This is a genomic window from Nocardia takedensis NBRC 100417, assembly GCF_000308695.1.
GTDB lineage: Bacteria > Actinomycetota > Actinomycetes > Mycobacteriales > Mycobacteriaceae > Nocardia > Nocardia takedensis.
This window is the reverse complement of record NZ_BAGG01000036.1, coordinates 89,808-103,921: the sequence shown is the minus strand read 5'-3', so window position 1 is coordinate 103,921 and position 14,114 is coordinate 89,808. Positions and strand designations below refer to the sequence as shown.

Here is a 14,114-nt window from a genome sequence, read left to right as displayed (position 1 = left end):
GTCGTGGTGGAGCGGGAGGTGGTGGCGGTGCGCGATCACGTGCACCGCGCGCTGACGTTGCTGTCCGCCCCCGCGTCGCCGAAGGTGGTGATGGCCGTGCACGAAGGGTTCTTCTCCGGCCAGTTGGTGGCCGCCCGGCTGACGAGTCTGCGCCGCGACGAGGAGCGTTCCTTCCGAGCCGCCCCGTTCGGCCGCCCCTTCTACGTGTGCGCGGCGCTGACCACGGATCTGCTCGCGCCCGCGCGCGGGTTGCTGGCGGTGAGCACGTGGCCGCTGTCGCGCCGTATGATCGGGCCGCTCAGTCCGCGCGTGGATCTGCTGACGGCGGTGATCCGGTTGTCGGAGCACATGATCGATCAAGGCGCGACCGGACCGGCGGCGCGGCGGGTGCTGTGGCGGCTGGCGGTGTCGGTGCCCGGGGTCGCGGGCGCACCGGACGCGCTGGACCCGGCGCGGGTCGCGGAGGCGGCGCGGCGCGAGTTGGCGGTGCACGCCGACGACGACACGACGCATCGGGAGCAGGCGGCGCGGCGGGTGACCCGTCAGCTGGACGACGCGGCCGGTCAACTGTTCGGTGTTCGGCTGCGCGCGGCCGAACGGCGCGGAAACGAGTTGTGATGAACGATCTTTCGGCCCGGTTGGATCGGGTGCGGGACACGGCGCCGACCTGTCGGCACAACGCGCGCACGATCGCGGCACTGACCACCAACCCCGGCTGCGTGCGCCGCGCCCTGCTCGACGCCGCGGCGGTGGACAAGGCCGAGATCGCGCGGGAGTTGGGTCATCCGCCGCAGTTCGGTCAGTCCTCGTTCGCGATCACCCGCGGCAACACCTTCGAGGCGCAGGTGAAGGCGAACGGCTGCGCGGAGTTGCTGGCGCTGTTGCGGGAGACGCTGAACCTGTCGATTCCCGAGGTCGGCTACCTGGATCTGAACACGGTGGGCGACAACGCGAGCAACGCCGTCCGCCATCAGCGCACCAGGCAACTGCTGGGTCGGGCGATCCGCGACAACGACGCGACGCTGTTCGATCATCCGCTGCTGCGGCTCGACATCGCCGGAGCCCCGGCGTATCTGGAGCCGGACGTGGTGGCGGTGCAGGTCGAGGGGCTGTTCCACGTGATCGAGATCAAGTCGTTCCCGGTCATCGACGAGCAGGCCGACCCCACCCAGGTCGCCACGGCCGCCCGCCAGTCCGCGGTCTACGTGCTCGCGCTGCGCCAGATGTTCGAGGAGTTGGGCGAGGACCCGAACCTGGTGGCCCATCACGCGATCCTGGTGTGCGCGAAGGATTTCACCAACCGCCCGACCGCGGCGCTGGTGGATCTGCGCAAGCAGTTGGCGGCGGTGTCGCGGCAGCTGTCGCGGATGACCTCGGTGGATCGCCTGCTCGACCTGCTGCCGCCCGACGCGACGTTCGCGCCCGGCCCCGACCTGGCCGACACCATCGCCGCCATCCCCGCCCGTTACGCCCCGGACTGCATGTCGCACTGCGACTTGGCTTTCGCCTGCCGCGCCGAGGCGCGCGGCACGGGTTCGGTGGACGCGTTGGGCCGCGGCGTCTGCGACGATCTCGGCGGCATCGACAACATCGACACCGCGCTGGGACTGGCCGACGGTTCGGTCGCCCCCGGCCCGGAACATCTCGACATCGCGGCGGTGTTGCGCGCCGCGCACCGTCTGCAACTGGAGATCGCGGGATGAGTGTGCTGACCGCGCTGGCCCGGGTGCGGGCCATGCGCACCGGCCGCGCGCAACCGCTGGCCACGGTGCGGCACTACCACCTGTCCCCGCGTCCGTTCGTGCTGATCCCGCTGCGTCTGGCGGGCGAGGCGGCCGCACCGTTGGCGGTGATGTTCGGCACCGACCGCGACGAACCGACGGTGCTGATCGTGCCCCAGCCCCGCGACCGGGTGCTGCGCCTGCGCTTCCTCGAAGCGCTGGCCGGTCATCTGCTGCCGCACCTGGCCTCCTATCTCGACGCGGCCGAGGACATCACGGATCGGTCTGGCGAGGTCGTCGGCCGCCGCTGCCTGGACGCCGCACAACTGTGGGTGCCCAACACCGGCGGCGTCGACTTCCTCGGCCTGCTCGGCCGTTCCGTGCGCTACCACCGGGTGGACGGCCCGAATCCCGTCCCCGCGGAGATCCCGCTGCTCGGCCGCTGGCTGACCTGGTTCGCCGAACGGGCCGAACGCCCCGGCTCCGCGGCCCTGCTCCCCATGACCTCGGTCCTGGCGATGCACTGGGCCAGCGGCCAGTCCGCGCTCGAGGACGCCAACCTCGCCGCCCTGCTCGGCTGGATCGATCCGCCCGCCGGATTGTCCGGCGCGCAGGCCGCCGCGTTCGCCGAGGACCCGCTGGCCAGTCCGCCCGCCGGGCCCGCCACCGATCCCGGCTTCGACAACGAAGAGCTCGCCCCGCTGGTCAACGCCTACGACACCGCCATCGATGACGTCGACGGCACCGCGAAAACCGTGGCCGCGCAACGCCTCGAGGTCGCGCTGCGCGCCCAACTCGAACCCACCTGGCAGCTGATGTGGCGCGGACTGGACCTGCTGGCGCGCCTGCCCGAGGCCGCGAACGTGCCCACCCGCTGGCAGCGCGACCGCGGTTCGTTCACCTACTTCGCCGACAACATCGACGACAACATCGCCCAGGCCCGCCGCGACGCCGCCGTCTCCGCCGTGCGCCGCCTGCTCGACCGCGAAGCCGCCGCCGAAGCGTTCCAGGCCCAACGCGCCTACGACGACCCGCGGGTGATGGCCGAATACCGTGTCGCGGGCGCGGCGTTGCGCGGCGAAGTGACCGCCTGCGAACCCGACCGTGTCGACACCTCCGGCAAACGCGCCGTCCTGCGTCCGCTGATCCGCGTCGAGACCAGCGACCCGTTCACCGCCGCCCCCGGGGAAACCCTGTTCAGCGCCGAACGCCCCAACCAGAAAGCCAAAGTTCTCGACGTCGACGGCGGCGTCCTGGTTCTGGAACTGTCCGGCGGCATGGGCACCGGCCGCACCGCCAAGCCCGGCACCGTCCCGCAACCGGGCGACCAGGTCGGCTTCACCCGCTTCCCGCTCACCAACTCCGCCGGCAAACTCGTCCTGCCCGAACCCGAGGAAACCCCGTGGACCCACGGCGGACCGCCCCCGGAATTCGTCCCCGACCACACCGAGGAGTCCTGGTGACCCGTACCGCCGACGAGGTCACCGCCGACATCCTCGCCGACCTCGAACATCCCACCCACCGCGCCATCGTGGTCGATTCCCCGCCCGGCGCGGGCAAATCCACCCTGGTCGTGCGGGCCGCCCGGCAACTGGCCGCCGACGGCGCGCAGCGCATGATCGTCGCCCAGACCAACGAGCAGGTCGACGATCTCATCGACCGTCTCGCGAGCGCCGACCCCGCCCTGCCGATCGGCCGCCTCTCCGCGAGCAACTACCTCACCTCCGACCGCGTCGCCGCCCACGCCAACGTCACCGTCGCCAACCGGCCCGCGGACCTCGCCGACCGCGCCATCCTCATCGGCACCGCCGCCAAATGGGCCACCATCGACGAGGGCACCTGGGAGTGGGCCATCATCGACGAGGCATACCAGATGCGCTCGGACATGCTGCTGCGCATCGCCAACCGCTTCCAGCACGGTCTGTTCGTCGGCGACCCGGGCCAACTCGACCCGTTCGCCACCGTCGAAGTGGACCGCTGGAAGGGTCTGTCCTGGGACCCCACCATGAGCGCGGTCAGCGTCATGCTCGCCAACAACCCCGGCATCCCCATCCACCGCCTCCCCGTGTCCTGGCGGTTGCCCGCCTCCGCCGCGTCCGTCGTCTCCGCCGCCTTCTACCCCTTCACCACCTTCCGCGCGGGGACCGAACCCGACGCGCGCAGTATGGAATTCACCACCGCCGGACTGCTCGGCCCGCTCGACGACGCCCTGGACGAAGCCGCCCGTTCCGGTTGGGCCTGGTACGAACTGCCCGCCCGCCACACCCTGCGCACCGACGCCGAGGCCGTAGCCGCCATCGCCGACCTCACCAACCGCCTACTCGCCCGCGGTGCCCTCGCCCACTCCGAACACGGCACCCGCCCGGTCACCGCCGACCGCATCGCCATCGGCACCGCCCACCGCGACCAAGCCGAAGCTCTGCGCACCGCCCTGCGCGACACCCCGGGCGCGGCCGTCACCGTCGACACCGCCAACCGCCTGCAAGGCCGCGAATACGACGTCACCTTCGTCCTGCACCCCCTGTCCGGCCGCCGCGACGCCGGCGCGTTCCATCTCGAAGCGGGCCGCCTCTGCGTCCTGACCTCCCGGCACCGCCACGCCTGTGTGGTCGTCGGCCGCGCGGGCATCCCCGAACTCCTCGACGCCCACCCCTCCGCCGAACCCGTCCACCTCGGGGTCGAGATCAAATTCCCCGACGGCTGGGAAGCCAACCAGGCCCTGCTCGCCCACTTGGCCCACCACCGGATTCCCGCCGCCCCGACCACACCCAGATTGTCGATCAGCAACGCGCGCTGAAGCTTTCGCCCCTTCCTGTCTCTCGTCGTGGTTCAGCGCAGGATGCCCGCTGCCGTGGCGGCCCGCAACCAGTCCGGGAATTCACCGAGCAGGCGTCCGTAGAGTTCTTCGTCGGCGACGCGGTCGATATCGTCGATCGCGAAGAATCCCGCGTTGTCCACGACGCGGCCGTCCATCGTGTCCAGGTCACGCAGCAGTCCGTAGTTGGCCGCGCCCAACCCGACGAACTGCCAGAAGATCGGAAGAGTGGCGGCTTCGCGCATCAACTCGGTGATCTTGCGTTTCTCGTGGAAGCCCCCGTCGGTGAAGAACAGCACGAGCGTCGGGTCGGAATCGGGATCCAAGGTGGTCATGATCTCGCGCATGATCGGGATCTCGTTGTTCACACCGCCGATGCGCGAGTAGTCGATGCCGGCCCGCCTTCCCGACATGTGCAGGTAGGTGTCGCACCACTGGTCCGCGGTGTCGACGGTGATCGCGGGCAACGCGGCGAAACTCTTCGCGTACAAGTAGGGCTCCAGACGACCGTCGTCGTCGAGTTGGATCGCGACCGGAATCATCCGGTGCACGACCCGGTGCACCGCGCCGATGCGATACAACGTCGACATGCTTCCGGTCTTGTCGATGACCAGCACCACCCGCGCCCGCGCGGTAGGCGCGCCCTTGTGCGAGAGGACGGTGAGGATCGTCTGCTTGCGCAGGTTCAGTTCCCGACGTTTGTCCAGGGACAACCGCTGCTCGCCGGGCACGGTCCGCACGACCGGCCCCGGAGATGGACGGTGAGGCGTGGGCGCTGCTCCGTGCCCCGCTCCCGACGGGGTGAGCGCCCGCGGCGGCGGGACGGGCCCGGCGTGGACCGGACGGGCGATCGACGGAGCCTGCGCCGAATACGCTGCCGCGGGAACGGCACTCGTGACGGCGGGATCGTCGTCGACGACGATTCCGTGATCGGTCACCAGCGCCGCGAATCCGCCCGAATACCCCTGCCCCACCGCGCGCACCTTCCACGCCCGGTCGCGCCGATACAACTCCAGCGCGATGACCACCGACTCCTTGCCGAGGCCACCGATGCGGAACCGCGCCAGGGTGTTGCCCGCACCGTCCGCCACGGTGGCCACCGGCGCGGGCACCTGACCGAAGGTGGAGTTCTGGTCGTCCAGCGTGACCACCGCCCGGATCTCCTCGATCTCGGCCGGTATCCGACCGGTCGCGACCGCCAACACCGATCCCGGACCATCAGGACCATCGATCAATCGCACCCCCTGTCCGACCGGATGGTTGTAGAACACGAAATCCTCGTCGGAGCGCACCTTCCCGCGACCGGTCACCGATAGGGCCGAGAGGTCGACGGCCGCGGCGACCCGCACGGTGATCAGCAGATCCCCGGCGGGCAGCGGACTGTTCTGACCCTTGACCAACTCGATCGCGGACAACCGTGACTCCTCATCTCGAACGGAACCAACGCACGCCGGGGCGTCCCGTCACCGGCCGCGCACAACGAGCGAATCGTAGAGCCGACCTCCGCTGTCGCAAGCGGTTTCGATCGGTATCACTCCTGTCTCGACGCTTCGGAAACCCTCGGACCTCCGAACACTAACTCGAACGCGCCGCTCGACCCCGGCGTTCATCCACAGGTTGGGCGGTCGGCGAGAGTTGTCCACAACCGCCGATTTCGCGCCCGCGCATGCCCGTCCACTCGGGGTAACGTCGGCCGCGGTCGCTTCGGGCAGCGACGGGCGGCACAGCCTGTGCCGGACCACTTGTCACAGATCGAAGAGGAGATTCCGATGGCATCCACCTTCACCGCGCCGTTGGCCGTCATCGACGCGGTCGAGGACGCCTACGTGGTCTGGCACGTCGACATCGGGCAGGATCGCGCGCTGTCGCGGTTGTCCGGAGCGTGGGTGATCGACCGCGAGGACGTCGAGACGTTGCGCGATCTCGTCGACGGTCACCCGTGGACGTTCTGTCACGGGAACGTCGCACTGCCGGAGGGGATCACGAGCCCCCTCGTCGTGGATACGGCGGCGACGGCGCGGGCCGTGCGGGCGGAGATCGCGGCGGCGGACGCCCGGTTCACCGAACAGGTGACGACCAAACCCGGCCTGATCCGCCCGGATTGGCCCTCGGTCGAGGAGGTGGAGGAGACGGGAGCGCCCGTCGCGACCGACGAGCGGGCCCGCGCGGCGCTGGCCCTGGCACACGGGATGGCCGAATTGGCCACGGCGTGGCAGTCGTTCGAATCCCTGCGCACCGCACGGGACTATCTGCTCCCGCTCGGCGGCGAGTCCGCGCGGCCTCTGCCGTTGACGCCGGGAGTGTGAGTCGGGAGATCGTGCGGCGTACCCTTCCCGATCCGTTCGCGGACCGGAATGACGGGCTCCGCGGCGGAGGTCGAGCCCCGACGACGGCACCACGGCCCACGGCCGCCGAGGAGCGACGCGTCCGCTGTGGCGGGAACACCGCTTCGACACCCTGGTCTGCCGACGCGGAAGACGGTCTCGGCGTGGGTCGCGCGTTCGGAACCCACGCCGAGCGCCTCAGCCGCTCAGAAGCAGAGCTGATCGGCCACCGCGGCGGGCATCCCCCGATCGAGGCACGTGTCCCTGGCACGCAACGCGCTGCCGATGTCGACCGCCTGCCAGGCGCCGCCACTGTGCTGGAACAGGATCTGGGTCCGCTGCCGTTCTCCCCCGCCACTGGTCGCGAAGGCCCATCCGCCGTAGCAGGGGATCTCGTCGGCGAGTTCGACGGGCGGTTCCAACCGGTCCTCGAACGCGCTGCCGCTCAGCGCCTGTCGCAACGTCGCTTTGTCGACGGGGCACGTCCCGCTCGACGGGGCGGACGGGTTACTGACCTCGCCGGGAATCGCCGGGTTCGGCGTCACCGTCCGGCCGTCGGCCCCCAGGGTGAAGGTGATGACCGCTTCCCCCGAGGGGCAGCAGTTCGCCTCGCCCGCGCGCAGCCACTTGTAGCGGACCTGCACGTCACGATCGGCGGACCCGATCACCGAGGTGTAGGCGGTCGCCCGCTGGGTCGCGGTGCCCAGATAGCCGTCGTGATCGAAGAACAGGACGTGGAACGGCGAACTGGCCGTCCCACGCGGGGTCGCGGCCAATGCCCACAGCAACGCGGGGCAGGAACCTACCGCCGCGTCCGTGGTGCGCTGCACGACGTAGGACTCGCCCGGATAAGGCTCACCCAACGAGGCGATCGCGTCGCGCACCGCGGCCGAATCCGCGTCGACGCAGCGATCGCCCGCACTGGTCACCGGGTTGCCCGGGGGCTGCCCCGCTGGGTTCACGCCGCCCGGTCCGGGCGCGGGAGTCGTTCCCGACTGCTGTCCGCCCCCGTTGACCGGGCCGGGCTGCGCATCGCCCCCGCCGCTCGCCCCGGGCTGGGCCGAACCGCTCGGAGTCCGCGCGGTGACCGTACCGGTCTGGGACGTGCCGGTCGCCCCCGGCACGCTTTCGTCCTGACAGGCCGCCACCGTGGCGCACATCGCCACCGCGGCCAGTACCGCCACGAAGATCTTTTTTCTCATCTTGCCTCCCCTTTCGATGAATCCCCGACATCTTGGAAGTCGGATCAGGGGAGGCGCTGTTACGCCCCGGTATTCAGGGGCACCGTATCCGGGGCCGGCCCCTTCGCGGAGGTCGGCGATGGGACAGAACCCGCGGCACACACGCCGCGGGCGCCACGGGTTCGGTCGAAGGACACGGTGGCCGGGTCAGCTCGGGGCGGCCTTGCCGAAACGCCAGTAGCCGGTGAAGGTGATGTCGGCCTTGGGGATTCCGCGATCGTTGGCGAGGTGCCTGCGGGTGCCCGACGCCAACGCCTGCTCCCCCGCGACGAACGCGTAGACGCCGACGGGCGGGATGTCGGCGCCGCGCACGGTCTCGGCGGCGAGGGCGCCGATCGAGGCGTGTGGATCGGTGCGCGGCAGCCAGTGCACCTGCACACCCTCGGGCGCACCGAGTTCCTGCACGTCCTCGGCGTGCGGGATCTCGATGTAGGCCGCGCCGCGCAGGGTGCGGGGCGCCGAGCGCAGGACACCGGCCACGGCGGGCAGCGCGCTCTCGTCGGCCACCAGCAGCGACCAGTTCGACTCCTCCGGCGGCTGATACATGATGCCCTCGTCGAACAGGCCGACCTCGGTGCCCGCGCTGACGTTGTTGGCCCACGCCGCCGCGGGACTGTCGTCGCCGTGGGCGACGAAATCGATATCGATCTCGGGATGTTCGCCGTACTGGCCCGCGCCGGCGGGACGGAATTCCCGCACGGTGTAGTTGCGGACCAGCGGACGCGAATCCTTGCTCATCATCAGGTACTGGGCATACCAGAGGTTGTTCGCGACCGTCGGCAGCCGCAGCTCGGACTGCCCGTCCCGCTTCAGGAACAACCGGAACCACTGGTCGTAGCCCATGGGGGTGAAATCGTGCAGGTCCGGACCACCGACGGTGACGCGAACGAAATTGGGGCTGATCCGCTTGGCGGTCAGCGTCTCGGCGGACCTGATCCGCCGCGCCTCCGGTTTGACGTACTTCGCACGCTTGGCCATGACCTTTAGGTTAGCAAAACCTAACTGTCAGATCTCGTCGCAGGCGGATTCAGTCGCCCGCGTCGCCGCTACAACTCGCCGAGGCGTAGGGGCCGCTGGAAGTCTGCTCGGAGACCACCCGGTCGCCCGCCTTGATCCGGCAGGTGATCTCGCCGCCGTTCGCGCCGTTGGTCGCGCTGAGACTCACATACGAGCTGAATCCCTCGACGGTCACCTGCTTGCGCCACGGCATCGTCGCCGCGGTCTCCTGGGCGATGTCGAAATCACTGCCGGAGTAGGTGATCGACGCGTCCGTCCCGCTGCCCTCGACCTCATAGGTGACGGCGACCTGGCGGTTCAGTTCGTCATCGACCTCGTTGACGACGCCGGCGACCAACGCCACGCAACCGCCGACCACCACGAGCAGCACCACCGCGACGCCGCCGAGGATCCACGGCCAGACCGGCTTCTTCTTGGGCGGCTGCTGATAGTAGCCCTGGGGCGGCGCGGCGCCCGGTCCGTACTGGCCCGCCGGATAGCCCTGCGGCTGCTGCTGGCCCGGATACGGCGGTCGACCTTCCGGTGGATACGACATGGGACTCCTACGTCTGGACACGAACGAACGGGACTGAGACTTGGATCACACATCAGGAACGGGCAGATACTACCCAGACCAATCGGACGGATCGATCCGCACCCCAGCACCTTTCACCTCCGCGCCGCGGTCGATCAGGAGCGGGCCCGCCACGACTCGGCGCCGGCGCCGGTCAGTCGGCCGGGCTCGACCGCACGGCCGGAAACCAAGAGCAGCAGCGCCTCGGCCGTGCCGCGAATGGTCGCGCCCGCTCCGACCTGCCAGGCGTCGTCGTCGGTCACCAACCGGTACCCGGCGAATCCGGCACGGGCGCCGAACTGATCGTCCAGTTCCCACACCCGGTCGAGGGCCGCGCGCCCGGCGGCGTCCGGCAGCGGATGTGCGACACCGAGGGGGACGGCGATGTCCTGACCGTGCACGAGAACATCCATGAGTCGGTCGGCGGGAGTGGTGCCCAGCGCGGCGACGCGCAGCTCGATCCCGGCCGAGAATTCGGCGAGCAGTTGCTCGTTCGTGCGGCGGGCGGCGTGGCGGATCGCGGTGTCGCGGATCATCCGATGCAGATCGCCGCAGGCGCGGAGCAGGCCGAGCAGGATCGCGCCGACGGTCGGGCGCGCGGACAGGATCAGGTGCGCCACGACGTCACGGACGGCCCAGTCCGCGCACAGCGAGGCGTGTTCCCAGGCGCCATCGGGGAGGTCGCGCAGCAGTTCCGCCAGGCTCGCGCGTTCGACGGCGACCGCGCGCCAGATCTCTTCGGTGGTCATCGACGAGGTAGGGGGCATCGGCGTATCTCCTTGTGCTGCTGGTAGTCCGGCTACGCTAGGAACTCCAGCGGGGTGGAGGTTCCAGCGAACATGACGCAGAACACATCCCTTGCCGGGCTCGTGAGCATCGGAGAGCTGTCGCGGGTGACTGGTCACGGGCGTGGCCGAAGCCTGTTCCCTCGCCGACCCTTCGGTGGCGGCGGACGTCGACCCGCACCCGGGGCCCGCGCTCGACCGGTTCGTCACCGCCCACGCTTCGGCCCGCCGGGAACGCGACTCGACGGGTTTTCGACGGCGACTGCTCGACGCCGCGGCCACCGACCGTCGCGTCCTCCGATACTGGGACCTGACCGCCGAGATCCACACCGCGCAGACGTCGGGCGCGGCGCTGCACTGGCTGCATCGCGCGCTGGAGCGCGCGACCACGACCCCGGACTGACCGATCAGCAGTTGGTGGGCAGCGGGAAGCAGGCGGGCAGGGTGTCGAACGGGACCAGGGCGGGTTCCGTCCCCGGCGGCGGGGCTTCGACCCGGGAATTCGTGGGCCGCTGCTCCACGCCCTCGCGGTACGCGGTGGTGCCGGTGGTGGCCAGCATCCAGACGACGCCGGCGGTGAGCGCGATGACGCCGATCGCGACGGCGCGTTGCGGAAGGTGACCGTCGGCGTTGAGTTTCGCGAGCACCTTGCCCGCGGGGGCGACGCCCGCCCCGACCGCACCCGGCAGACGGGCGGCGACCACGGCGATCGACGGGATCGGACGGCGCTGCGGTTCCCGCTCGACCGGGGCGAGGACGGGGGCCGGGCGGCGCAACGGCGTCGGCGGCCTGTCAGTGTACTGGCGCGGTTCGATCCACGACGACCACTGGTCGGTGAAGGTGGCGCTCGCGTGCGCGGCGGGCGGCAGGGCCGCCGCCCCGTCCTCGTGCTCGAGTTCGGGATGGGGCACGACGGTCAGGGCCGGCCGCGGGGCGTCCTGCTCGCGGGCGCGGTCGTCGACGGGGCGCACCGGACGCATCGACTCGTCGTCCGGCGGAATCCACGGGGGACGCACGTAGGGCGGTTCGGGCGCGATGGTGTCGGGGCCGATCCACGGCGCGCCGTCGCCGCCCTGGCCGGGTGAGCGTGTCGGGCGTTGGCCGCCGACGACCGGCGCGCGCCCGGTGGAGCCGGGATCGATCGGGAGCGGCTGACCCGTAGTGGTCACGCCGTCGAATTCCGGGGGCTGCCCGTCGACGAACGCGCGGCCGAGATCCTGGTCGCGGACACCGGCGGGCGGCGCGTCCACGACGGCGATCTCGGGCTCGCGGGTGGTGGTGGCGGACAGCGCGGCCTCCAACGCGAGCATCAACGCCACCGGCGGCGTATCCCGACGAGCCGCCGGGGCCGGGGTGACAGGAACCTCGGCGACATCGGCCTGCTCCCCCGTCGTCGCGGCGACGGCGGGGACGGGCGGTTCGCGCCGGGCCTCGACGGCCGCACGGCGGTCGGCTTCCCGCGCGGAGAAGCCGGCCCAGGTCGCGCCCGGTTCCCGGCGGGCGAGCGTCGGTCGTTCCTCGGAGCCCCCGGAGACCTGTGCCGGCCCGCTCGCGGACTGCTCGACCCGCACGCGCGGCGCGACGGGAGAGTCAGCGGCCATCGAGTGTTCGGGGCCCACGTCAGTGGGAACCGCGGACACACCCGCAGCCGACCGCACAGGTGAAGCCTCGGTCGACCGCGCAGCTCCTTCGGCAGCCGACCACGCCGACTGCTCGGTGACCGACCGCCCGGGTCCGCCCGCCCCTCGAACACCCGAGACGACTTCGCCATCGACATACGCCGCGACCGGCTCATGTCGACCCGCGACCGCGAAACCCTCGGCATCAGCGCGCTCACGCGGACGACTGGCGGCGAACCAGGCCGCCACATTCGACGCGCTCCCCCGCCGTGAATCCGCCATCCCACCGGGGGACGCACCGCCCCGGTATGTGTCCGCCGCTTCCCCGTCGGCCGCGTTCGGGTCGAAGGCGGCGCGGGCATCCCTCCGGCGCTCGTCGGCCGAGCGCGCGTGCTCGGGTGCCTGGCGGAGCCCGGCTTCACCTTCCTCGTGCACCGCCACCGGGCGGCATGCACCTCTGACCGGATCGGCGAACGCGGACGGGTCGACGCCCGCCCGCTCGACCTGCCCGGCGGGTTCGCCCCGCGAGGGCTCGTCCACCCCGTCACCACGGGACGAACTCGGCGGATCGGTGTGGGGCTGATGCGCGGATTCCACGGCTGCGGCCTCCCTCGGTGCGCTCGGGATCTTCGGCTCGGGCCCGTTCGGAGCGTACGCCGAATCACCGGCGGGAGCGAGAAGCAGACCGGGCCGACCGGTTTCGGCGAGACGGCGTTGCGCGGGCCGGGCGAGGTGGTCCGGGTAGGCGGTGGTGGTCGCGAGGGGTTCGCCGGCGAGGGCGGCGCCGCGGCGGCGCCCGGTTGCCGACGGGAAGCCCTCGGCGAGAAGGGCTTCGAGGGAGACGAGGTGGTCGAGTTCGAGGTCCTCGAGCAGCGCGTGCACGGCTTCGGCGGTCCAGAGCAGTTTGCGGTTGGACGTGCGGTGCAGCCAGGCGCGCAGTTCGCCCGGGGTGGAGCCGAGGACGACGCCGCAGCCCTGCTGCGGGGTCTCGACCTCGAGGACGACGGTGGACTCCCACGGCGGCACCACGACGATCACGCCGTCGACGTAGGCGTCGGAATGGTGTTCGCGGACCAGGTCTTTCAGCGCCCCGAGGTTGTCGGCGACCTGCTCGAACGGTTCGGCGGCGTCGCGCAGCGGGTCGCCGTCGAATCCGGACAGCCGCCAGGGACCGGCGGCGCGGACGGACAGGACGCCGCTGGTGGCGTCGGGCACGGTGTCCCTGACTTCGACGACGACGACCGCGCGCGGGGTGATGACCACCAGTTCCGCTCCGCCGGGGTCGGTTTCGCCGTGTCGTCGCGGGACGTGACAGCCCGAGATCGCCAGGCCGACGATGATGTATTGGCCCTTCCAGGTTCGCATCCAGTCGAGGACTCGCTGTTCGGACCGCGGCACGGCCGCCCGTTCGTTGATGACCAGCATCGGCGGTCACCCTCCATCACGCTCGCACGATCGACCATCCCACGGTAGGGCGGCCGCGTGGTCGCCGACCGTGGGCCGAATACGAAAGGCACTGTAAGAGCAGCAGATTGGCAACAGAAAGTCCGGCGTGTACCGATGTGAGTGTCGACACATGTCCGGAAGATTGCCCGCCGGTCGCGACACGCCCGACATGCGGTGGCGTGTCGGTCGATACGCCGTATGAACCTCGAATCGGACACACCGCGCCGCAGCGCGTGGCACACTTCTGCTCCGCACTCGAATCGAATGGAGCACAATGCGTTTCGTCGCCACCCTCGGAATCTCGGCCCTGGCCGCCGGCTTCGTCGTCGCCGCGGCAGGCGCGGCCTCGGCCGCACCGCAGTCCGGTTGCCACCCCTCCTACACCCCCTGCGTCCCGTACGCCTCCGACGTCGACTGCGAAGGCGGCAGCGGGAACGGTCCGGCCTACACCGGGCGGGTCACCGTGATCGGTCCCGACGTCTACGACCTGGACCGCGACGGCAACGGCATCGGCTGCGAGAACAGCTGAGCAAACCGTGGACGCGACGCCCGCGATGGTGGGAAGCTCGAAGGACCCGGTGTCGAGGCGAGGA

Annotated in this window: 13 protein-coding genes; 7 read left to right on the top strand and 6 right to left on the bottom strand. The window is 70.9% G+C overall.

Annotation, left to right across the window (positions count from 1 at the left end; all coding sequences use genetic code 11):
- From ON30_RS09100 to ON30_RS09085, 4 genes are all read left to right on the top strand, one after another.
- The coding region (locus ON30_RS09100) for a hypothetical protein (RefSeq protein WP_040705761.1) at window positions 1-618 on the top strand (618 nt) is incomplete at its 5' end.
- Window positions 618-1,703 carry a hypothetical protein gene (locus ON30_RS09095; protein ID WP_040705742.1) on the top strand — a complete coding sequence of 362 codons (1,086 nt, stop codon included), beginning with the start codon at window positions 618-620 and terminating at the stop codon, window positions 1,701-1,703. The genes ON30_RS09100 and ON30_RS09095, both read left to right, overlap by 1 nt.
- On the top strand, window positions 1,700-3,184 hold the full coding sequence (locus tag ON30_RS09090) for a hypothetical protein (RefSeq protein ID WP_040705741.1): 1,485 nt from the start codon (window positions 1,700-1,702) through the stop codon (window positions 3,182-3,184). The genes ON30_RS09095 and ON30_RS09090 overlap by 4 nt, the downstream gene beginning before the upstream one ends.
- A complete protein-coding gene (locus ON30_RS09085; RefSeq protein ID WP_051029105.1) occupies window positions 3,181-4,518 on the top strand; it encodes an AAA domain-containing protein in 1,338 nt (445 codons plus the stop codon). The genes ON30_RS09090 and ON30_RS09085 overlap by 4 nt, the downstream gene beginning before the upstream one ends.
- A gap of 32 nt (window positions 4,519-4,550) precedes the next feature.
- On the opposite strand, the gene ON30_RS09080 is transcribed toward ON30_RS09085, so the two are convergent.
- Window positions 4,551-5,951 (bottom strand): vWA domain-containing protein, encoded by a 1,401-nt coding sequence (locus tag ON30_RS09080; protein WP_040705740.1) that lies wholly within the window; start codon window positions 5,949-5,951, stop codon window positions 4,551-4,553.
- A gap of 354 nt (window positions 5,952-6,305) precedes the next feature.
- On the opposite strand from ON30_RS09080, the gene ON30_RS09075 reads away from it, so the two are divergent.
- On the top strand, window positions 6,306-6,842 hold the full coding sequence (locus ON30_RS09075) for a hypothetical protein (protein WP_040705739.1): 537 nt from the start codon (window positions 6,306-6,308) through the stop codon (window positions 6,840-6,842).
- A gap of 224 nt (window positions 6,843-7,066) precedes the next feature.
- Here ON30_RS09075 and ON30_RS36010 read toward each other — a convergent pair whose 3' ends face one another.
- From ON30_RS36010 to ON30_RS09055, 4 genes are all read right to left on the bottom strand, one after another.
- On the bottom strand, window positions 7,067-8,062 hold the full coding sequence (locus ON30_RS36010; RefSeq protein WP_051029104.1) for an LppP/LprE family lipoprotein: 996 nt from the start codon (window positions 8,060-8,062) through the stop codon (window positions 7,067-7,069).
- Between the two features lie 186 nt (window positions 8,063-8,248).
- Complete coding sequence (locus tag ON30_RS09065; RefSeq protein WP_040705738.1) at window positions 8,249-9,079, bottom strand: siderophore-interacting protein; 831 nt, start codon at window positions 9,077-9,079, stop codon at window positions 8,249-8,251.
- A gap of 49 nt (window positions 9,080-9,128) precedes the next feature.
- Window positions 9,129-9,653, bottom strand: a complete 525-nt coding sequence (locus ON30_RS09060) for an MmpS family transport accessory protein (RefSeq protein ID WP_040705737.1) — start codon at window positions 9,651-9,653, stop codon at window positions 9,129-9,131.
- Window positions 9,654-9,787: 134 nt separating this feature from the next.
- Window positions 9,788-10,438, bottom strand: a complete 651-nt coding sequence (locus tag ON30_RS09055; RefSeq protein ID WP_245553982.1) for a maleylpyruvate isomerase family mycothiol-dependent enzyme — start codon at window positions 10,436-10,438, stop codon at window positions 9,788-9,790.
- Between the two features lie 142 nt (window positions 10,439-10,580).
- Here ON30_RS09055 and ON30_RS09050 point away from each other — a divergent pair, with 142 nt between their 5' ends.
- A complete protein-coding gene (locus tag ON30_RS09050) occupies window positions 10,581-10,859 on the top strand; it encodes a hypothetical protein (RefSeq protein ID WP_040705735.1) in 279 nt (92 codons plus the stop codon).
- Window positions 10,860-10,863: 4 nt separating this feature from the next.
- On the opposite strand, the gene ON30_RS09045 is transcribed toward ON30_RS09050, so the two are convergent.
- A complete protein-coding gene (locus ON30_RS09045; protein ID WP_040705734.1) occupies window positions 10,864-13,500 on the bottom strand; it encodes a hypothetical protein in 2,637 nt (878 codons plus the stop codon).
- A gap of 295 nt (window positions 13,501-13,795) precedes the next feature.
- Here ON30_RS09045 and ON30_RS09040 point away from each other — a divergent pair, with 295 nt between their 5' ends.
- Window positions 13,796-14,050 (top strand): hypothetical protein, encoded by a 255-nt coding sequence (locus tag ON30_RS09040; RefSeq protein WP_040705733.1) that lies wholly within the window; start codon window positions 13,796-13,798, stop codon window positions 14,048-14,050.
- The last annotated feature ends 64 nt before the right edge of the window (window positions 14,051-14,114 follow it).

Bases quoted from the DNA above. Each gene is read 5' to 3' on its own strand.
- ON30_RS09075 (WP_040705739.1), top strand. From the start codon at position 6,306: ATGGCATCCACCTTCACCGCGCCGTTGGCCGTCATCGACGCGGTCGAG.
- ON30_RS36010 (WP_051029104.1), bottom strand. From the start codon at position 8,062: ATGAGAAAAAAGATCTTCGTGGCGGTACTGGCCGCGGTGGCGATGTGC.
- ON30_RS09045 (WP_040705734.1), bottom strand. From the start codon at position 13,500: ATGCTGGTCATCAACGAACGGGCGGCCGTGCCGCGGTCCGAACAGCGA.
- ON30_RS09040 (WP_040705733.1), top strand. From the start codon at position 13,796: ATGCGTTTCGTCGCCACCCTCGGAATCTCGGCCCTGGCCGCCGGCTTC.
- ON30_RS09090 (WP_040705741.1), top strand. From the start codon at position 1,700: ATGAGTGTGCTGACCGCGCTGGCCCGGGTGCGGGCCATGCGCACCGGC.
- ON30_RS09055 (WP_245553982.1), bottom strand. From the start codon at position 10,438: ATGCCCCCTACCTCGTCGATGACCACCGAAGAGATCTGGCGCGCGGTC.
- ON30_RS09095 (WP_040705742.1), top strand. From the start codon at position 618: ATGAACGATCTTTCGGCCCGGTTGGATCGGGTGCGGGACACGGCGCCG.
- ON30_RS09065 (WP_040705738.1), bottom strand. From the start codon at position 9,079: ATGGCCAAGCGTGCGAAGTACGTCAAACCGGAGGCGCGGCGGATCAGG.
- ON30_RS09060 (WP_040705737.1), bottom strand. From the start codon at position 9,653: ATGTCGTATCCACCGGAAGGTCGACCGCCGTATCCGGGCCAGCAGCAG.